Source organism: Candidatus Phytoplasma pruni, assembly GCF_001277135.1.
Taxonomy (GTDB): domain Bacteria; phylum Bacillota_I; class Bacilli_A; order Acholeplasmatales; family Acholeplasmataceae; genus Phytoplasma; species Phytoplasma pruni.
This window is the reverse complement of the sequence record NZ_LHCF01000002.1, coordinates 1-20,638: the sequence shown is the minus strand read 5'-3', so window position 1 is coordinate 20,638 and position 20,638 is coordinate 1. Positions and strand designations below refer to the sequence as shown.

Here is a 20,638-nt window from a genome sequence, read left to right as displayed (position 1 = left end):
ATATTTTTTATCATATAAAAAGGTTATTTTAAAGACTTGATTTTATCTATTTTCTTTCGACAAATGAATAAATGATGCATTGGAGTAAAAAATGAGCAGATATCGCAACGTTAAATATGGTAATAAAGTAGAACGACGCAACTATTCGAAAATGAAATATGACTTTCCCTTGCCCAATTTAATAGAAATTCAAAAGAATTCGTTTAAAAAATTCTTAGAATCAGGCATTAGATCGGCTTTAGAAGATATTTTTCCCATTGAAAGTTATAATGGTGATTTAAAATTACATTTTGAAGATTTTTTTTTAGAAAAGCCGAAATTTGATATTAAAGAATCTAAAAACAGAGATTTTACTTATTCATCTGAATTGTTTGTCCACGTTAAATTAGAAAATGTTTTAACTAAAGAAGTGAAAAGATCACATATATTAATGGCTGATTTGCCTTTAATCACTCCTTCAGGAACTTTTGTTATCAATGGGACTGAAAGAGTTGTTGTGGCACAAATCATTCGTTCTTCTGGGGCTTATTTTTCTAAAAAATTCGACAATAAAACGAATAAAATGCTTTTTTTAGGTCAAATCATCCCTACTAGGGGAGCTTGGATAGAATTCGAACAAAGCAATAAAGATTTTTTATATGCTAAATTAGATCGTTCTAAAAAAATACCTTTAACTAAATTCATTCATACTTTAGGATTTAATTCGAGAGAAGAAATTGAAAATGTTTTTGGAAAAAATGAATTATTGGATTTAAGTTTTCAAAAAGACGAAGAATCTAATTCTAGTGACGCTATTGTGGAACTTTATTCAAAATTACATCAAGGGGAAAAAGTGCCTGCCAATGCAGCGAGAGAGTTCATTAGAACGCGTTTATTCGATCGTAAAAAATACGATCTATCTTCTGTAGGTAGATATAAAATTAATAAAAAATTAGACGTTTTAAATAGAGTAAAAAACACTTTTTTAGCAAAAGATTTAAAAGATATAGATACTCATGAGATTTTATTCCCTAAAGGTACTCTTTTAACTCGTGATATCATTGAACAATTAAGAGATCAACGTCAACATTTACGTACGGAATTGGTTAATTCTGAATATCATTTAGAAAACGAAATGACTAACGAATTTACCATGACTTATAGAAAAAGCGAAACAGATGACAACTTATACGTTAAAGATAATATTTCTAATTTTCAGACAGGTGAAATCTTAATTGAAGCTGATTCTATATTAAATGACGAAGTTATCGCTATTATAAAAGCGAATAAAGAAATGATTGACGAAAAAATAGTTAAATTCTTTTTAGAAGGTCAAAACGTTGAAAAAAAGAAAACGACGTTAAAAAGTTTTTAACGAAGTTTTAGAAGTTTATTTTTTAGATGACAAAGAAAACAAAACTTTTGTGAAAATAATTGGTAATAATCAAGAAGAAAGATCAGAAAACATCGTTTTATCTGATATTATAGCTAGCATTAGTTATTACTTAAACTTGTATGTGAATATCGGACATGTTGATGATATCGATTATTTAGGAAACAGAAGATTAAGATTAATAGATGAATTGTTAAAAAATCAATTCCGTATTGGCTTGACTAGATCAGAAAAAAACATTAAAGACCGTATGTCAATTAGTAAATTCGAATCTATCGCTCCTGGAGGATTAGTTAACTTTTCTTCGCTTTCTATTGTTTTAAAAACTTTTTTTAGTAGTTCGCGTTTATCTCACTTCATGGATCAAATTAATCCTTTAGCCGAGTTAACCCAAAAAAGAAGAATTTCTGCTTTAGGAACTGACGGTATAGATCGTGACCGCGCTGGGGTTGAAGTAAGGGATGTTCATAACTCTTATTACGGACGTTTATGTCCTATTGAAACGCCTGAGGGACCTTCTATCGGTTTAATTTCTTCTTTATCGACTTACGCCCAAGTAGATAAATACGGTTTTATTAAAACTCCTTTTTTTAGAGTGAAACATGAAAACGGTGTTTCTCACGTAACTCAAGAATACGATTATTTAACAGCTATTCAAGAGGAAGAACAAATCATTGCTTCCGCTTCTACACCTTTAGATGAAAATAACAATTTTAAAACTTTAAAAGTGATCGCAAGAAGAAACGGTGAAACAGGATTATTTGATGCTGATAAGATTACTTATATGGATGTTTCTCCGAAACAAATCGTTTCTGTAGCAACTTCTTCTATTCCTTTTTTAGAACACGATGATGCTTCTAGAGCTTTGATGGGTGCCAACATGCAACGCCAAGCGTTACCTTTATTAATTCCTAGATCTCCAACTGTTGCTACTGGTATTGAACACAGAATCGCCAAAGATTCAGGTTGCTTAATTGTGGCTGAAGAAGGCGGTATTGTGAAATACGTTGATGCTAAAAAAATAGTGATTAAAGAATATTCAGGACAAGAACGTTCTTATGAATTAACGACTTTTGTTAAATCCAACCAAGATACTTTAATTTTACATAAACCTATCGTGGTTAGAGGCGAATATATTAAAAAAGGCGATCTTATCGTAGACGGTCCTTCAACTTATCAAGGTGAATTAGCTTTAGGTAGAAATGTAACGGTAGCTTTCATGACGTGGCACGGTTATAATTATGAAGATGCGATTATTATGTCCGAAAATTTAGTGCAAAAAGATATGTATACTTCTATTCATATTAACAAATACGAAATTCAAACTAGAGAATTGAAAAAAGGTTCTGGTAAAGAAGAAATCACTCGTGAAGTGCCCAACGTTAGTGCTGAAGCGGTTAAAAATTTAGACGAAAGAGGAATTATTATTCCTGGTTCTGAAGTTAAAGAAGGCGATATTTTAGTAGGTAAAATCATTCCTCAAGGAGTTTTTGAACCGACGCCTTACGAAAAATTAATTCAAACGGTTATTGGGGAAAAAGCACGTGATTACAAAGATGCTTCTTTAAGATATCCTTGTGGAGATGGCGGTATTGTTCAAAGTGTACAATATTTCTCTATTAAAAACGGCGATCCTATTTCCAAACCAGGTGTGAACGAAATTATCCGTATTTTTATCGCTAAAAAAAGAAAAATCAATGTCGGTGATAAAATGGCGGGATTGCACGGAAATAAAGGGGTAATTTCCTTGATTTTACCGAAAGAAGATCTTCCTTATATGGCTGACGGTACTCCGATTGATATTATTTTAAATCCTTTAGGCGTGCCAAGTCGTATGAATATTGGGCAAATTTTAGAGATGCATTTAGGTATGGCAGCTAAAAAATTAAATATTAAAGTAGCAACGCCTATTTTTGATGGCTTTAATAACCAAGATTTACAAAATATCATGGAAGAAGCTAATTTATCGCCTGATGGTAAAATGACTTTATACGACGGAAGAACGGGAGAACCTTATGATAATCCTATTTCTGTAGGATCATTATATATGATTAAGTTATCTCATATGATCGATGATAAACTGCATGCTCGAAACGTAGGACCTTATACTTTGATAACTCAACAACCGATGGGTGGTAAAGCCCAAAACGGAGGACAAAGGTTTGGCGAGATGGAGGTTTGGAGTTTATATGCTTATGGTGCCGCTCACACTTTGCAAGAAATTTTAACTGTGAAAAGTGATGATATTATCGGACGTAATAAAACTTATAATTCTATTACCAACGGATTACCGCTACCCAAACCTTCTATTCCTGAAAGTTTTAGAGTTTTTTCAAAAGAATTACAATCTTTAGGTTTGCATGTGGAATTAATTAAATCTGACACTAAAGAGAATAAAGTTAATCATTCTTTAGTTAATAATAATAAGGAAAAACATTATCAATGATAAATTTAAATGTTAAAATTGAAGAACTTTCGCTGTCGGAAAAAACTATTGAAGCGTTAAAATTAATCGGTGTTACTTCGTTATCTGATTTTAACAATTACACTTTAAAAGACCTCCACACTTTATTGCCACAAGACTTTTTATTTGAAACAATATTAATTTTAAAAGAGCACTATTTGCCTGAATCTTTAGAAAATTTAAATTTAAATCCAGAGATTATTGAAATTTTACATAGTAATAAAATTATGGATTGTCGTTCTTTAATTCAAACTAATAAATCCATGTTATTGCAGTTATTTCAAGACGAACCGGATCGTTTAGAAGAAATTGAGTTAGTTTTTAGTTTATATAATGATGATTTTAACGATTATGAAGATGATGACTTAGAAGACATTGATTTTAATGAAGATGATTTAGAAAAGGAAGAAGATTACGAAATAAATATAAAAAAAGAATTAGATGAAAATTTTAATCCTTTTTTAAACGAAAAAACCACTTTAACAGATGTGGTTCCTTCTGGTTCTAAAAGTTTTTCTTCTCCAGTTACTTTTAGTGTAGAAGATCAAACTGACTTTAAATCACAAAAAGAATACGGTAGTAGAGAATACGAATATTTTAAAATTCGTTTAGCTTCTCCGCATGAAATTAGACAATGGTCTTATGGAGAAATTGTTAATTACGAAACTATTAATTATCGTACGGCTAAACCGGAATTCGGTGGCTTATTTTGTCCGAAAATCTTTGGTCCTGTCAAAGATTTACAATGCGCTTGTGCTAAAAAACAAACTTTAAAAAAAGGTCAAACTTGTTCACGTTGTGGTATTGAAATTACCGAACAAAAAGTAAGACGTGAAAGAATGGGACATATCGAATTAGCAGCTCCTATCGTTCATACTTGGTATGTTAATAGTTTGCCAAGCAGATTAGCGATTTTATTAGGCATTAAAGCTAAAGAATTATCCGAAATCGTTTATTATGTTTCTTATATCGTTCTTGAGCCAGGCGAAACTAATTTAGAAAAAAGACAAATCATTACAGAATTGCAATATAGCCAATATTTAGAACTTTTTGGCAATAATGGGTTTGTCGCTTTAACCGGGGCAGAAGCAATTAAAAAATTATTAGAAGAACTTGATTTAGAAAAAAGTGTTACAGAATTAAGAAAAATGTTAAAACAAGTCTCTAAACAAAAAAGAGATGTAATTATTAAAAGATTAGAAATTATCGAATCTTTCAGTAAATCTGATAATAAACCAGAATGGATGGTAATGGATGTTATTCCTGTTCTTCCTTCTGATTTAAGACCTATTGTTCCTTTAGATGGTGGACATTTTGCAACGACCGATACTAATGATTTATACAGAAGAATTTTAAACCGTAATAATCGTTTGAAAAAACAAATTATTCAAAAAGCGCCAAGATTAATTATTAAAAACGAAAAAAGACTACTCCAAGAAGCGGTTGATGCTTTGTTTGATAATGTAAAAGTAAGTAAAAAAAATACTTCTAATGTGGAAAGAAATCGTCCTTTGAAATCTTTATCCGAAATATTGAGAGGGAAACAAGGCCGTTTCCGTCAAAATCTTTTAGGGAAAAGAGTGGATTATTCAGGTCGTTCAGTTATTATCGTTGGTCCTGATTTAAAAATCCACCAATGTGGTATTCCGAGACAAATGGCAGTTATTTTATTTAAACCTTTTATTTTAAATAAATTGCAAGAAGCTAAAGGAGTTGATAAAAAAAGCGCTAATTTGTTGTATGAAAAGATGAATGAATATGTTTGGAGCGTTTTAGAGGAAGTTGTTAAAGAACATCCGGTTTTATTAAACAGAGCTCCGACTTTACACCGTTTAGGAATACAAGCTTTTGAACCGAAGTTAATTGATGGCAAAGCAATTAGATTACATCCTTTAGTAACACCAGCTTTTAATGCGGATTTCGATGGCGATCAAATGGCAGTTTATGTTCCTCTTTCTTTAGAAGCTCAAGCTGAAGCGCGTTTATTAATGTTAGTATCTAATAATATTTTAGACCCTAAAAACGGTAACCCAGTTTTATCTCCTTCTCAAGATATGGTTTTAGGTAATTATTATTTAACTATTGAAGAGGTTAAAGATCGTACAGTAAAAGGTGTTAATCCTGAAAAACTGAACGAAGAACATCAATTCAAACACCGCAATGAAGGAAAATTATTTTATGATTTAAAAGAAGCTGAATTAGCTTTCCATAATAAAGTAATTTCTTTACATACACGAATTTTAGTAAAAACGTCTAATATTGACTCTTATTTCTCCGAAGCACAAAAAAACAAGTATTTGGTTACAACTTTAGGAAAAATGATTTTTAACGATATTTTACCTAGTGATTTCCCCTATGTTCAAGAACCTTCTTTATATAATTTAGAAGTAAGAACGCCAGATGTTTATTTCATTCCTAGAGGCTTTAATCCTTCCGATTATTTAGCTAATATTAAACCACCTGAACCTTTCAAAAAAAGATTCCTTTCTATGATAATTGACCAAGTGTTTAAGAAAAGTAATATTACTGAAACTTCCAAAATGTTAGATGATATTAAAAACTTAGGTTTTAAATACTCTACAATGGGAGGGATTACTATTTCTCATTCAGATATTAACGTTTATTCTGAAAAAGAAGCTTTAATCGACCAAGTAGAAAATAAAATTTTAGAAATAGAAAAATTTTATGATAAAGGTTTCTTGACTGTTTCAGAAAAAAAAGGCTTAGTGATTCAAGAATGGAAAAATGTTCGTGATGTGATCCAAGAAGGGTTAATGCAAGAATTCCACCAAGATAATCATTTATACATGATTAGCGATAGTGGAGCTCGTGGTAATGCTTCTAACTTCTCTCAGTTATCTGGGATGAGAGGGTTAATGAATAGTCCAAAAGGAGAAGTATTAGAAATTCCTGTTAAAAGCTCTTTCAAAGAAGGGTTAACAGTGCATGAATTCTTTATTTCTACTCACGGAGCTCGTAAAGTTTCGACTGATACAGCTTTAAAAACAGCTGAATCTGGTTATTTAACTAGAAGGTTGGTGGATGTAGCTCAAGATATCATTATTATCAAAGAAGATTGTGGTAGCGACAAAGGCGTTAGCGTAGAAGCTATTACAAGAGACGAAAAAGAAATAATTTCTTTATCAGAAAGAATTTTTGGTCGTTTTACTTCAGAAGATATTATTCATCCAGAAGCACAAGAAGTTATTTTAGCTAAAAACGAAGTTATCACAAGAGAAATCATTAAAGTTATTTTAGAAGCTAATATCACTAAAGTTAAAATTAGAAGCGTTTTGACGTGTAATTGTGAATACGGTATTTGTACTAAATGTTATGGTTTAAACTTAGCGACTAATAAAAACGTAGAAATAGGTGAAGCAGTTGGTGTAGTAGCGGCTCAATCTATTGGTGAACCGGGTACTCAGTTAACGATGAGGACCTTCCATACTGGTGGAGTTCTTTCGGTAGCAGATATTACGCAAGGTTTACCGAGAATTCAAGAATTATTTGAAGCGAGAAAACCAAAAGGTAAAGCTATTATTAGTGAATACAACGGTATGGTTAGAGACGTAAAAAAAATTACTTCTTCTTCTTACGAAATTATTATTGTTCCTGATAACAATCCGAACGAAGAATATATTTACACTGTTGATGGTAATGCGGATGTTATAGTGCAGAAAAATATGCACGTTGAAGCAGGACAAAGGTTAACTTCTGGTTCGGTTGATTTAAGAGAAATGTTAAAAGCAAGTAGTGTGGAAAAAACACAAAAATACATTTTAGAAGAAGTACAAAAAGTTTACCAATCTCAAAGCGTTAATATTAGCGATAAACACATTGAGATTATCGTTCGCCAAATGTTTAAACAAGTCTTAATTATCTCTGAAGGTGATACTCATTTCTTACCGGGATTAGAAGTCTCCATTAAAGAATTCAAAAGAGCTAACACTGAGATGATTAAACAAAACAAAACTTTAGCTGTAGGACGACCGGTGTTATTAGGGATTACGAGAGCTTCGTTGAAAAGTGATTCTTTACTTTCAGCAGCCTCCTTCCAAGAAACAACCAAAATTTTAATCGATGCAGCTATTAGAGGTCAAAAAGATAATTTATACGGATTGAAAGAAAACGTTATCGTTGGTGGTTTGATTCCGGCAGGAACAGGTATTTTGGAAACATCTCATTTTGAGTACCCAATTTACCAAGTGGTTAATCCAGAGGTTGAACCAGAAAATCTGGAAGAAAACCTTGAAGTAAAACCTCTTGAAGAGGGAAAAACATTACCAGAAGAAAGTATTTAATAAAAAAAGGTATATTTTGCAAAAATAAAGTATAAAAATATTGACTTTTATCATAAAAAAAGATAAAATAAGTTGTCTTATCTTTATACTTTAGAAAAAAATAAAAAAAGGGGATTCATTTCGCGATGCCTACTATTTCACAATTAATTAAAAAAAGAAGAAGCGATAAAGTTTCTAAATCTAAATCACCTGCTTTAGGTTTTAGTTATAATAATTTAAAGAAAAAACTAAAAATTACAATTCGCCTCAAAAATCAGGCGTTTGTATTAAAGTTTCTACTATGACACCAAAAAAACCTAACTCCGCTTTAAGAAAGTTTGCCAGAGTGCGTTTAAGTAACGGCTCTGAGGTAACAGCTTATATTCCTGGAGTAGGTCATTCTTTGCAAGAACATAGTACTGTTTTAGTACGTGGAGGAAGAGTGAAAGATTTACCTGGTGTACGTTATCACGTTGTAAGAGGAGCTTTGGATGCTACTGGTGTAGCCAATAGAAAACAAAGTCGTTCTAAATACGGCTCTAAAAGAGTTGTAGCTAAAAAATAAGCATTATTTTTATTAAAAAAATGTTCAGATAAAAAATAACGAAAGAAATAAAGGTGCATATATGTCTCGTAAAAGAAGTGCTCAAAAAAGAGAAGTTTCACCAGATCCAATTTATAATTCTAAATTAGTAACTAAAATTATTAATACGATTATGAAAAGTGGTAAAAAAGGAACAGCTCAATCTATTTTATACGGTGCATTAGATCGTGTAAAAGAAATGACTCAGAGAGAACCTATTGATGTTTTTAATGAAGCTTTAAATAATATTATGCCTATTTTAGAAGTATGTACGCGTACAATAGGAAGCCAAAACTATCAAGTTCCTTCAGAGGTTCGTGCGGAAAGACGTCAATCTTTAGGTTTAAAATGGTTAATTCAATATGCTCAAAAACGTAGTGAAAAAACTATGGAAAGGAAACTAGCTAAAGAAATAGTTGAAGCTGCTTCTGGAACTGGTTTATCAGTGAAAAAAAGAGAAGATACACATCGTATGGCTGAAGCTAATAAAGCTTTCGCTCATTATCGTTGGTAATCTGAATAAGTAAGGGAAATTATACTAATGGGACGTCAATTTAAACTAGAAAAAATTCGCAATATTGGCATTATGGCTCACATTGATGCCGGTAAAACAACAACAACTGAAAGAATATTATTTCATACAGGTAAGATTCATAAAATAGGCGAAACACATGATGGTGCTTCGCAAATGGACTGGATGGAACAAGAACAAGAAAGAGGAATTACTATTACCTCTGCCGCTACAACAACTTTTTGGAAAGATCATCAAATTCAAATTATTGATACTCCGGGACACGTTGATTTTACAGTCGAAGTTTCTCGTTCTTTAAGAGTTTTAGATGGTGCAGTAGTGGTAATTGATGCTCAAGCAGGAGTGGAACCGCAAACAGAAACAGTTTGGCGTCAAGCGACTGAATATAAAGTGCCAAGAATTATTTTTGTTAATAAAATGGATAAAGTGGGAGCCGATTATGCTTACGCTATTGACACTTTGAAAAAACGCTTAGGCGTGAAAGCTTGTGCTATTCAATGGCCTATCGGTAAAGAAAATAATTTCACTGGTTTAATCGATTTAATCGAAATGAAAGCTTTTGAATATGACGGTTCACCGTCAGAAAACGCTAAAGAAATAGAAATACCTGAATATTTGAAAGAAACTGCTTTATCAAAAAGAAAAGAATTAATTGAAACTTTAGCAGATTTTGATGATGAATTAATGACAATGTTTTTGGATGAACAAAAAGTTCCGATAGACATGTTAAAAAGAATCATCAGAAAAACGACTTTAGATGTTAAATTTTTCCCTGTTTTATGTGGTTCTGCTTTTAAAAATAAAGGCATTTTAAAAACTTTAGACGCTGTTATTGATTATTTACCTTCTCCGTCTGATGTGCCTTCTATTACTGGTACAGATGCTGATGGTAACGAAATAGTTCGTAAAACTTCTGATGACGAACCTTTCACAGCTTTAGCTTTTAAAATTATGACTGATCCTTTTGTAGGACGTTTAACTTTTTTAAGAGTCTATTCGGGCACTGTTAAAACAGGAACTTATATTAAGAATACTGTGAAAAACGTGAAAGAACGTGTAGGACGTTTGTTGCAAATGCACGCTAATGATAGAGAAGAGATTAAAGAAGCTAATGCTGGCGATATTGTGGCTGTAGTAGGATTGAAAAATACTATTACAGGACACACTTTAACAGCTGAAAATGATTTTGTAATCTTAGAATCAATGAATTTCCCTGAGCCAGTTATTGAGATCGCAGTTGAACCAAAAACTAAAAATGATCAAGAGAAAATTGTTTTTGCTTTAGGAAAATTAGCAGAAGAAGATCCAACTTTTAAAGTTTATATTAACCACGAAACAGCTCAAACTATTATTGCTGGTATGGGTGAGCTTCATTTAGACATCATTATGGATCGTTTAAGAAGAGAATTCAAAATCCAAGCTAATGTGGCACAACCTCAAGTTTCTTATCGCGAAACTTTAACTAAAGAAACGCAAACAGAAGGTAAATTCATTCGTCAATCTGGTGGACGTGGGCAATACGGACATGTTTGTATGACTTTTGAGCCAAATCCTGGTAAAGGGTTTGAGTTTGTTAATAAAATTGTGGGTGGTTCTGTTCCGCGTGAATATATCCCTTCAGTTAAAAAAGGACTAGAAGAATCTTTATCTGGCGGTATTTTAGCCGGTTATCCTTTCATTGATGTTAAAGCAACTTTAACAGATGGTTCTTACCATGACGTCGATTCATCAGAGATGGCGTTTAAAATCGCTGCTTCTATAGCTTTAAAAGAAACCAAAAACAATGGCGGTCTTGTTATTTTAGAACCTATTATGAATGTAGAAATCATAACACCGAATGAATATATTGGTAATGTAATTGGTGATTTAACTTCCAGAAGAGGTAGATTAGAAACACAAGAAAACCGTGGCAACACAATAGCAATTAAAGCTTTGGTTCCTTTATCAGAAATGTTTGGTTACGCGACTAATTTGCGTTCCAACACTCAAGGCAGAGCCAATTTCGTAATGCAATTTGCTAAATATGAAAAAACACCAAAAAGTATTACGGAAAATATTATTAAAGAACGTAGTTAATTTCTCAAAATATTTATTAAAAAAATAAAAAATTCAAAAAGGAGGCCTTAATAAAATGGCTACTAAAAATTTTAACAGAAATAAACCACACGTTAACGTAGGAACTATTGGTCACGTTGATCATGGTAAAACTACTTTAACAGCTGCAATTACTTCTTATTTATCTACAAAAGGATTAGCAGATAAACAAAGTTACGATCAAATCGATAAAGCACCTGAAGAAAAAGAACGTGGTATCACTATTAGTACTTCTCACGTAGAATACGAAACAGAAAAAAGACACTATGCTCACGTAGATTGTCCTGGGCACGCCGATTACATTAAAAATATGATTACTGGTGCTGCTCAAATGGATGCTGGTATTTTAGTAATTTCTGCTGTTGACGGAATCATGCCCCAAACAGAAGAACATATCTTATTAGCTAAACAAGTAGGTGTTCCTAAATTATTAGTTTTCATCAACAAATGTGATGTTGCTGCTGATGAAGAACTTTTAGAATTAGTAGAAATCGAAATTAGAGACTTATTAAACAAACATGATTTTTTAGGCAACGAAGTTCCTATCGTTAGAGGATCTGCTTTAAAAGCGGTTGAAGGAGACCCTAAATATTTAGAAAAAATCCAAGAATTACTTGACTTATTAGACACTTACGTGGAAGACCCAGTTCGTGAAATGAACAAACCTTTTTTAATGCCAATAGAAGATGTTTTCACTATCACGGGTAGAGGAACTGTTACTACTGGACGTGTTGAAAGAGGAATGGTTAAAGTTGGTGAAGAAGTAGAAATAGTTGGAATTAGAGAAACTAAAAAAGCTGTTGTTACAGGTTTAGAAATGTTTAGAAAATCTTTAGAAACAGCGCAAGCTGGTGACAACGTAGGGGTTTTATTGCGTGGTGTTTCTCGTGAAGACGTAGAACGTGGACAAGTTTTAGTTAAGCCTGGCAGCGTTCAACCACATTCTAAATTCTTAGCGCAAATTTATGTTCTTACAGCTGAAGAAAACGGAAGAACTACTCCTTTCGGTAATAATTATCGTCCTCAATTCTATTTAAGAACTACTGACGTGACTGGTGTTATCAAATTGCAAGATGGTGTTGAAATCGTAATGCCTGGTGATTTAGTGGAAGTTACAGTTACTTTAATTAGTTCAATCGCTATGGAAGAAGGAACTAAATTTTCTGTTCGTGAAGGTGGACGCACTGTTGGAGCAGGTTCAGTAATTAAAATTCTTGAATAATTCCGTCCCCTTCTTAAAAAAAGACTTTGATAGTCTTTTTTTATTTATACGGGTTTTTTTGCTAGTTCGTCTTTTTGAGGTTTAAAGATGAGTTTTTAATTCTTGCCTAAAAAAGTTTATTTATGATAATTAAGCAGGAAATATGATAAAATAATAATAAATTGTATAATTAAAATTTTACATTATACTTTTTTATCAACTGAAAAAAATTAGAAAAAACAGAAACAAATAAGGAGATAAATATGTTTTTAAACGTCTTTTTTTTCATGAAATTATTGGCTTATTCTCGGATAGAAAGAGAAGGGCGTACAGATAGTGCTTGGCTAGAAGAAGAAAAGCAAGAGCATAAAAGTGTTTTATGGAAACTAACTTTCATTTTCGCTGGGATGATGATTATGGGACTTTTAGTCGCTATCTTATTTCACCATAACCCTAATTTTAACCCTAAAATTAAACAAAGTTTGTCAGCAGATTGGATTAATAATTTGAAATTCCTTATTTATAAAGGCGAAGATGTTCTTTATTTAATCGCTTTTGTCTTATTGATAATAGGTTTTTCTCTATCTTTTACTTCTTTATATGTTATTTTGATTTTCTCTTTTTATTTTGGGGCGTTTTTTTTCGGTCCTCGATTTCTAGATTTTTATAACACCGTCCAACAGGAAAAAAACTTTGATGCCTTCGTTGCGAGAACTCTTTTTAGTCAAAAAGCTTTAGGGGTTGATTTTGTACGTACTTTATCTATTTTTATCATTATGATCACTGTCACTTTAGCGAAAGATTTCTATATGAGACCTAAAGTGAAACATTTTATTTATAACTCTTTTTCTGTTTTAATTTTTGTAGGTTTTTTATCATTTGTCTTTGGCATTGATTTAATACCTCAAACTAGAAATATTTCCTTTGTGTTCCGTTTTTTTTTCTTAATTCTAGCTACTTTGGGCATTATTCAAGATTTAGATATGGTGCATAAATTATCTCATAGAACAATTGCTGCTAAAAACCAATCTTTAATTATTTTAGGTTTTTTAGTGTCCTTTGCAACAATATTTTCTTTTATTAGTGTTTTTATTGTAGAATATCCTGCTATAGAACAACTAGCAAGTATTTTCTGCAACGCTTTTAGAAATAGTTCTTAGTGGATTGAAAAAAATTTGGAATTATTAGACAGATTAATGCACTGTTCATGTGAAGCATACATTCAAGACCTATTGTATAGAGGTCTTTTTTCTTTTATCAAAGAAAAGTCTATTCAATGCTGCCGCCTTACGGTTAAATTTCTTTGTTTTATTCTTTTTAGGGTTATAAATAAATTAATAATAGGTGAAAAAACTTCTTTTTTATCTATATAGAAAGACTTTTTAACAAGAGAGGAAAAAAGAAGTTCTATTATTCAACAAAAGAACCGAAAAAAGAGACTTATTTTAACTTTATCGAAAAAGAAATTAAAAAAGTTAACTTTTTACTTGATATTTTAAATTAAATATGATAAAATGTTAGCAATCCTTAATATTAAAAATACTTTTATAAGAAAAATTAAAGAAAAAAAGGAAATTAATAAGGAAAATAATATATGTATATATTGTTGAACAGATTTGCAAAGAAAAAGTTCGCTTATTCTAAAATCGAGCAACAAGAAATAACTACTACTCCAGAATATTTAGCTAATGAAAAAAAAGATGATAGACTATTTTTAAAAATTATTCTTTTGTTATGCGCTATAATGTTTGTTGGTATGTTGACGATTATATTGTTGTTCCATTTTGCCGCAATTAAATTCAACGTTAAAAAATTTATTTCTGAATTTGAATTACTGGGTTATCAAGGCGAAGAATTAATTATTTTAATTGGTTTTTTAGTGTTCATGATCGGCTCTTCTTTTTCGCATATTTCTTTATACGCTGTTTTTGTTTTCACTTTTTATATGGGAGTTGTTTTCTCTGGCATCCAATTTGAAACTTTTTACGACACTTTAAAACAAGTTAAAAAGATTAATAAGTACGAAATAAAGACTATTTTTAGTCGCATTCGCTTAGCAATTACTTTAACTGTTAATTTAGTCGTTATTTACTTAACAGCTACTTTCGTTATTTTTAAAGACATCAATAACACTAACAACCTTAAAGCAGTGGTTTTATACGCTTTATCTTTCTTAGTTTTTTTCAAACTAATTGAATTCATATCTGGTTTAAAACTTTCTTTTTCGCAAAATAACCAAAAAAATTTATCCATCAAGAAGACTTTTGCCTAGTAAAGTTTATTCTTATAATTTAGTTTTAGTACATTATTTCTTTACTTTTTTTGAGTAAATTAATCATTTAGGATTGATTAATTAATATATCAGCAGCATTAATTATTTTAAAGTGCAATAAAAATATTTCTTATTTGGTTATATAAAAAAAAGACCTTCCAAGGTCTTTTTTATATTTAATAAAGGTCTTTTTTAATAGTTTTTAGCCTGGTAAAAGCTAAAAGATACTTATAAAATTACCTTTTAATGTCTAATTCTTCTAAATAAGCGTTGATTTGTTTTTTCTAATTGTGCAAGATTTTTTTTATTTTCTTCAATATTTTCCATAATATCTTCAATATTAATTTTTTCTTCTTTAATATTTAATTTTACAGAACTGTCACTAAACCAAAAGTTTTCTTTATAAAAAAAACATTACCGATACTGCCAGCACAAACTATAGTTATGGCGTCTTTGATAGAATTATGTGAATGATAATGCCCCAAAGGTTCTATGCCGCCGCTAGCCACATAATATGGATTTTTTTTCATTTGGCAATTCAGATAATTGTTTTTTATAAGTCTTTTTCCTCCTTTATAAACCATTTATCAAAAATAATTAGCGTTTTTATATATTTAATCATTTTTCCATATTTGTTATGATAAAATTAAATTGATATTGAAAAAAATAATTTCATTTAATATTGTTCAAATTCAAAGAGGTAACAATGGTTAAAAAACAGACAGGAAAATTTATTTTACGTAAAATAATTATTATTTCTATTTTTATTTCAATGTCCATAATGTTGGATTATTTTCAAAAATGGTTTTTACCTTTTTTAACTTTACCTTTTGGAGGACAAATTTTTAAATTATCTTTTCTTGTTTTATTTTTATCAGGTTTCGTTTTAGGTTTTAAAAACGGTTTAACGGTCAATTGTTTTTACATTTTATTCCATTTATTAAAAAGTTATGCTTATATCATCAGCACTAAAGAAGTTTATCAATTGGGATGGTTTTATTTTTCCTTAACTTTACTTTTTGATTACCTTATTTATGATTTATCCGTTAGTTTATCAGGTCTTTTTTATAAAAACGATTTTAATCAGTTAAAAAATAAAAAAACTATTTTAATCAGTTTGTTTACAGTAGTCTTTTTAAGAATTTTAAGCACTTCTCTTTCTACTTATTTTGTTTATTTTCAAAGAATCAATCCTTCGCAAAAAGATTTGTTTTTCTGGCGTTTTTTATACAGTTTAAAAGAAAAGGGACAAGCTTGGGAATTTTGTTTATTTTTTAGCTCTTTTTTATTTATAATTTATTATGTTATCGGCAGTATATTAATTATTTTTTTAGCTCCTAAATTAGAATATGTTTTAGAAAAATATTCTTTAGAAAAAATTAACTTCTAAGTAAAAGAAGAGCATAGAGAAAGAAATGAGTCATATTCAATGGCTCATTTTTGTTTTAGAGCTCTTTTAAGAAAGTACTTGAAATCTTTTAAGAGTTCTTCTTTTGAATAAGAGATAGACAAGAAAGAAAATTAATATATTTTTTTAGTAAAATTGAGTTAAAACGATTTATAATATATTTAGTTATGACATTTAAAAATTTTTATTTTTCACTTAAAATATTTTTAAAAAGTTATTCACAAGGTAGGAATTATAATTTATGGCCGAAAAAAAACCTTATTTAGTTATTTTATTTTATAATTATTCACATATTGAAAACCCTGAAACTTTTCAAAAAAGTCATTTAAAATTTTGCCAAAACTTAGGACTTTTAGGGAGAATTATTGTTTCTCATGAAGGTATTAATGGTACTTTATCAGGTTTAGAAAAAGACATTAACGCTTATATGGATTATTTAGCGCAAGATCCGCGTTTCTCAGAAACAGAATTTAAAATAGAGTCTTCTGATAAACATGTTTTCCCTCGTCTTTCGGTAAAACATAAAGAAGAAATTGTGGCTTTAAAATTAAAAGACGATATTTCTTTAGAAGAAAAAGCGAATAATTATTTAAAACCTAAAGAATTTTATCAATTATTACAAGAAAAAGATGTAGTAGTGTTGGATGTTCGTAATGATTATGAATATAATATAGGACATTTTAAAAACGCTATTAACCCTAATGTTCGTAATTTCCGTGATTTACCTGAATGGGCTGAACAAAATATCTCTTTATTAAAAGATAAAAAAGTTTTGACTTATTGTACTGGTGGAGTGCGTTGTGAAAAAATGTCCGCTTTTTTAAGGCAAAAAGGGGTAGAAGAAGTTTACCAATTGAAAGGCGGTATTATTAAATACGGTCAAGACGAAGAGGTTCAAGGTAAATTATTTGACGGTCAAGTGTATGTTTTTGACGAAAGAATAGCGACTAAAGTAAATCAACATGAAAATGTTATCGTGGGTAAAGATTATTTTGATCAAAAACCATGTGAAAGATATATTAACTGTGCTAATCCAAGTTGTAACGTACAAATTTTATGCAGCGAAGAGAACGAACATAAATATTTAGGCAGTTGTTCGAAAGAATGTCGAAAACATCCTAAAAACCGTTATGTTATCAAACATAATGTTGATATCAATCAAAAAGAATATAAATCAATTTTATAATAATTAGGTTAAAAAATGATTAAGTCATCAAAATTGTTCTTTTTTGTTAAAATATTTTGACTTTTGACAATAAATAAGATAAAATAATATGAGAGTTTTTATTTTATTATAATTTTCTAAAAATTATAATATTTTAAAGAATTTGTTTTTTTACTTTTCTGAGAAATGATGGATTTTATGATAATAACGTTGTCAAAAAGTGTTATGCTATAAATTGGGATAAATTAAATTATAAAAAAATAAAAAAAGGAGGATTGCGAAATGTTTGCGATTATAAAAACAGGAGGCAAGCAATTTAGAGTGTCTCCAGGTCAAGAAATTTATGTAGAAAAATTACCTGTTAATGAAGAAGAAAATTACGTTTTTGAAGAAGTTTTAGCTATCGAAAACGATAAGAAAATTTTAGGCACTCCATTCGTTGAAGGAGCTAAAATTGAAGCTAAAGTACTTAAACAAGGTAAAGCTAAAAAAATAATTGTAGCGAAATACAAAAGAAGAAAAAAATATCGTTTAAAACAAGGTCATAGACAACTTTATACTAAATTTTTAATCACTAAGATAATCATTTAAGTCAATGATTGAATATTTTTTTCAAAAAGAAAACAACATCATTCAACAAATAGAAATTAAAGGTCACGCTTTATACGCTGTTAAAAATAAAGATATAGTTTGTGCTTCTGTTTCCACAGCTATTATTCTCACTATGAATGCTATTGAACTTTTCGGTTTACAAAAAAAAGTCACTTTTCAATTGAAACAAGGATATTTTTTTTTAAATTTATTAGAAAAAGACGAGATTGTCAATAATCTCTTAACTAATTTAGAATATTCCTTAAAAGATTTAAATAAAACTTATAGTAAATATTTACAAGAAAAAATAATTTAAAAAAGGTGTTTTAATCATGTTAAAATTAAATATTCAATTATTTGCTTCTAAAAAAGGTGTTAGTTCGACTCGTAATGGTCGTGATTCTCATTCTAAAAGATTAGGAGCTAAATTATCAGACGGTCAACGTGCTAATGCGGGTTCTATTATTTACCGTCAAAGAGGAACAAAAATTTTTCCTGGTAACAATGTAGGCATTGGTAAAGATGATACTTTATTTTCTCATGTCAACGGAATTGTTAAGTACGAAACTAAAAGAAATAAGAAAAAACAAGTTTCTGTTTACTTTTTGGAAAACAAATTAAATTAATGTTTTTTCAATTGAGAAGGAACAATTATAAATGAATTTTATAGATGAAGCAATAAATTTCGTTCAAGCTGGTAACGGCGGTAACGGAATTGTTTCTTTTAGAAGGGAAAAATTCGTTCCTTATGGAGGTCCTTCTGGAGGAAACGGCGGACAAGGCGGATCCGTTATTTTTGTTGGTGAATCCGGTGAAAACACTTTATTAAAACTGAGATACAAAACGAAAATAAAAGCTTTACACGGTGTTAACGGTAAAAATAAAACTCAAAATGGCGCTAAAGCTGAAGATTTATTTGTTAAAGTGCCTTTAGGGACTTTAGTTTACAATAATAAAGATAATAGTTTTATTGGGGAAATTTTAGAACATGGTCAACAGTTAGTTATCGCTAAAGGCGGTCGTGGCGGTCGTGGTAATTTCGCTTTAGCCAACTCCAAAAATAAAGTACCTAATTTCGCGGAAAAAGGTGATTTAGGAGAAAGTTTAACCATTAAAACAGAGTTAAAAGTTTTAGCTGATGTTGGTTTAATCGGTTATCCTAATGTTGGTAAATCTTCTTTAATTTCGGTTATTTCTAATGCTAAACCTAAAGTAGATTCTTATCCTTTTACTACTTTACAACCCTTTTTAGGGATGGTTTATTATCAAGATTTTAGTTTTACAGTAGCTGATATTCCTGGTTTAATTGAAAATTCACATTTAGGTCGTGGAATGGGTATTAGTTTTTTAAAACATATCGAAAGATGTAAAGTTTTGGTTCATTTATTAAGTCCTGAAAGTGATGATATTTATCAAAATTATCAAAACTTACTGCAAGAATTAAAAATGTATAATCCAGCTATTTTAAAAAAACCACAAATCATTGTGGTTAATAAAATGGATTTGCCCGATTCTGAAGCTAAATTAGCTGACTTTCAAAAAAAAATTTCTGAGGAAAACATTCTTTCCATTTCTACTTGGAATAGTTTTAATTTAGATGCGTTGAAATTTAAAATTATAGATTCTTTGAAAAATCATCAACCGATTATGCCGGAAATAGATACAACTCATCAGTTTTTTACTTTGGATGAAGAAAAACAGTTTGAAGTTTATAAAGATGAATTTGGCGATTTTGTTGTGAAAGGTAAAATGGTAGAAAAGTTTTTTTATAGAACAGATTTTAATAACTACGAATCAGTGAAAAAATTTTCTCATATTTTGAAAAAAATAGGCGTAGAAGAAGAATTGAAAAGAAAGGGTATGAAAGATAACAATCAAGTGAAAATTTGTGATTATATTTTTGAAATAGCCACTTAATCCAGTCATAAGTATGAAAAAAAATAACTTGAGATATATTAATTTAAAGCAATTGGTGTTTGCTTCTTCTTTATCGGCTTTATCCATTGTTTTAAACGTGATGACGCCTAAAATTTTAGGTTTTGTCCGACCGTTACAAAAATTCCTTTGGTTAGATTTTTTAAAAGTAATCCCTTTTTTGTTTATATCTTTGTATAACAAAAATTATTTTGTTGCTTCTGTAGCGGCTTTTTTATCAGAATTTGTGAGTTTTTGCCTTAGGAAATCACTTTATCCTTATAATCCCCTTTTAAGTGTTTCTTTCGCTTTTTGTTGGGGTTTTTTACCTTTATTAATATTAAAAAATAAGGATATGTCCTTTTTAAAACATTATTTAATTATTACCTTTATTGCGGTGATGCATTTTTTTCTTTTTATCCTTTTAAATTTCTTTTTTATAGACGCTATTTTCAACAAAAAAGAAGGCAGTTTTACGATTTTATTACAAGATAATTTTATGGGAAGATTTTTAACGCCTTTTTTATACATTAAATTTATCAGCGTTTTTTTAGTCTCTTTTTTAATTACTTATTTATACCGTATTATTAAAAAACAACTATTAAACGTGTTTTTTTTAATTAAAAAAAATCATTTTTTTCGTTAAGAAGAACTTTTTCCTTTTAGGTTTTTAATCCTTGAAGTTTATAGTCCAAGTTTATAGTTCCTTTTTATTTTAAAATAAGAAATAAACCTTCTTTCTTAAAAAAGTTGTTAAAAAAA

14 protein-coding genes and 2 pseudogenes are annotated in these 20,638 nt (G+C 29.8%); 15 read left to right on the top strand and 1 reads right to left on the bottom strand.

From position 1 onward, the window contains the following. Nucleotides 1-91: 91 nt before the first annotated feature. The 8 genes and pseudogenes from rpoB (at nucleotide 92) to CPX_RS00475 (ending at nucleotide 14,798) form a co-directional block, all read left to right on the top strand. Nucleotides 92-3,818 (top strand): annotated as a pseudogene (gene rpoB, locus CPX_RS00510) (DNA-directed RNA polymerase subunit beta). After that, nucleotides 3,815-8,137, top strand: a complete 4,323-nt coding sequence (gene rpoC / locus CPX_RS00505; protein ID WP_053521314.1) for a DNA-directed RNA polymerase subunit beta' — start codon at nucleotides 3,815-3,817, stop codon at nucleotides 8,135-8,137. The pseudogene rpoB and the gene rpoC overlap by 4 nt, the downstream one beginning before the upstream one ends. A gap of 125 nt (nucleotides 8,138-8,262) precedes the next feature. Then, nucleotides 8,263-8,681 (top strand): annotated as a pseudogene (gene rpsL, locus CPX_RS00500) (30S ribosomal protein S12). A gap of 61 nt (nucleotides 8,682-8,742) precedes the next feature. Continuing rightward, a complete protein-coding gene (gene rpsG / locus CPX_RS00495) occupies nucleotides 8,743-9,213 on the top strand; it encodes a 30S ribosomal protein S7 (RefSeq protein WP_053521312.1) in 471 nt (156 codons plus the stop codon). A 27-nt stretch (nucleotides 9,214-9,240) separates the two neighbouring features. Next, nucleotides 9,241-11,307, top strand: a complete 2,067-nt coding sequence (gene fusA / locus CPX_RS00490) for an elongation factor G (protein WP_053521311.1) — start codon at nucleotides 9,241-9,243, stop codon at nucleotides 11,305-11,307. A 55-nt stretch (nucleotides 11,308-11,362) separates the two neighbouring features. Next, the gene (gene tuf / locus CPX_RS00485) at nucleotides 11,363-12,547 is read left to right on the top strand and encodes an elongation factor Tu (protein ID WP_053521310.1); all 1,185 of its coding nucleotides are present in this window, start codon (nucleotides 11,363-11,365) and stop codon (nucleotides 12,545-12,547) included. Nucleotides 12,548-12,789: 242 nt separating this feature from the next. Then, nucleotides 12,790-13,686, top strand: coding sequence for a hypothetical protein (locus CPX_RS00480; protein WP_053521309.1), 897 nt, complete (start codon nucleotides 12,790-12,792; stop codon nucleotides 13,684-13,686). A 446-nt stretch (nucleotides 13,687-14,132) separates the two neighbouring features. Then, complete coding sequence (locus CPX_RS00475; protein ID WP_152907377.1) at nucleotides 14,133-14,798, top strand: hypothetical protein; 666 nt, start codon at nucleotides 14,133-14,135, stop codon at nucleotides 14,796-14,798. A 368-nt stretch (nucleotides 14,799-15,166) separates the two neighbouring features. On the opposite strand, the gene CPX_RS03015 is transcribed toward CPX_RS00475, so the two are convergent. After that, the gene (locus CPX_RS03015; protein WP_161802327.1) at nucleotides 15,167-15,328 is read right to left on the bottom strand and encodes a restriction endonuclease subunit S domain-containing protein; all 162 of its coding nucleotides are present in this window, start codon (nucleotides 15,326-15,328) and stop codon (nucleotides 15,167-15,169) included. A gap of 176 nt (nucleotides 15,329-15,504) precedes the next feature. Here CPX_RS03015 and CPX_RS00465 point away from each other — a divergent pair, with 176 nt between their 5' ends. From CPX_RS00465 to CPX_RS00435, 7 genes are all read left to right on the top strand, one after another. Further along, nucleotides 15,505-16,188 (top strand): hypothetical protein, encoded by a 684-nt coding sequence (locus CPX_RS00465; protein WP_017191571.1) that lies wholly within the window; start codon nucleotides 15,505-15,507, stop codon nucleotides 16,186-16,188. 259 nt (nucleotides 16,189-16,447) lie between these two features. After that, complete coding sequence (gene trhO, locus CPX_RS00460) at nucleotides 16,448-17,392, top strand: oxygen-dependent tRNA uridine(34) hydroxylase TrhO (RefSeq protein WP_053521306.1); 945 nt, start codon at nucleotides 16,448-16,450, stop codon at nucleotides 17,390-17,392. Between the two features lie 261 nt (nucleotides 17,393-17,653). Further along, entirely contained in the window at nucleotides 17,654-17,962 is a 309-nt protein-coding gene (gene rplU, locus CPX_RS00455; RefSeq protein ID WP_017191893.1) for a 50S ribosomal protein L21, read from the top strand. Nucleotides 17,963-17,966: 4 nt separating this feature from the next. Then, the gene (locus tag CPX_RS00450) at nucleotides 17,967-18,278 is read left to right on the top strand and encodes a ribosomal-processing cysteine protease Prp (RefSeq protein WP_053521305.1); all 312 of its coding nucleotides are present in this window, start codon (nucleotides 17,967-17,969) and stop codon (nucleotides 18,276-18,278) included. 13 nt (nucleotides 18,279-18,291) lie between these two features. Further along, a complete protein-coding gene (rpmA, locus tag CPX_RS00445) occupies nucleotides 18,292-18,588 on the top strand; it encodes a 50S ribosomal protein L27 (RefSeq protein ID WP_200902620.1) in 297 nt (98 codons plus the stop codon). A 31-nt stretch (nucleotides 18,589-18,619) separates the two neighbouring features. Continuing rightward, entirely contained in the window at nucleotides 18,620-19,879 is a 1,260-nt protein-coding gene (gene obgE, locus CPX_RS00440) for a GTPase ObgE (RefSeq protein ID WP_053521304.1), read from the top strand. Between the two features lie 13 nt (nucleotides 19,880-19,892). Then, nucleotides 19,893-20,522 (top strand): hypothetical protein, encoded by a 630-nt coding sequence (locus CPX_RS00435; RefSeq protein ID WP_053521303.1) that lies wholly within the window; start codon nucleotides 19,893-19,895, stop codon nucleotides 20,520-20,522. Nucleotides 20,523-20,638 lie beyond the last annotated feature (116 nt).

What these genes read in the sequence shown, in the direction of transcription:
- rpoC (WP_053521314.1), top strand. Translation starts at nt 3,815, where the DNA reads ATGATAAATTTAAATGTTAAAATTGAAGAACTTTCGCTGTCGGAAAAA.
- rpsG (WP_053521312.1), top strand. Translation starts at nt 8,743, where the DNA reads ATGTCTCGTAAAAGAAGTGCTCAAAAAAGAGAAGTTTCACCAGATCCA.
- fusA (WP_053521311.1), top strand. Translation starts at nt 9,241, where the DNA reads ATGGGACGTCAATTTAAACTAGAAAAAATTCGCAATATTGGCATTATG.
- tuf (WP_053521310.1), top strand. Translation starts at nt 11,363, where the DNA reads ATGGCTACTAAAAATTTTAACAGAAATAAACCACACGTTAACGTAGGA.
- CPX_RS00480 (WP_053521309.1), top strand. Translation starts at nt 12,790, where the DNA reads ATGTTTTTAAACGTCTTTTTTTTCATGAAATTATTGGCTTATTCTCGG.
- CPX_RS03015 (WP_161802327.1), bottom strand. Translation starts at nt 15,328, where the DNA reads ATGAAAAAAAATCCATATTATGTGGCTAGCGGCGGCATAGAACCTTTG.
- CPX_RS00465 (WP_017191571.1), top strand. Translation starts at nt 15,505, where the DNA reads ATGGTTAAAAAACAGACAGGAAAATTTATTTTACGTAAAATAATTATT.
- trhO (WP_053521306.1), top strand. Translation starts at nt 16,448, where the DNA reads ATGGCCGAAAAAAAACCTTATTTAGTTATTTTATTTTATAATTATTCA.
- rplU (WP_017191893.1), top strand. Translation starts at nt 17,654, where the DNA reads ATGTTTGCGATTATAAAAACAGGAGGCAAGCAATTTAGAGTGTCTCCA.
- CPX_RS00450 (WP_053521305.1), top strand. Translation starts at nt 17,967, where the DNA reads ATGATTGAATATTTTTTTCAAAAAGAAAACAACATCATTCAACAAATA.
- obgE (WP_053521304.1), top strand. Translation starts at nt 18,620, where the DNA reads ATGAATTTTATAGATGAAGCAATAAATTTCGTTCAAGCTGGTAACGGC.
- CPX_RS00435 (WP_053521303.1), top strand. Translation starts at nt 19,893, where the DNA reads ATGAAAAAAAATAACTTGAGATATATTAATTTAAAGCAATTGGTGTTT.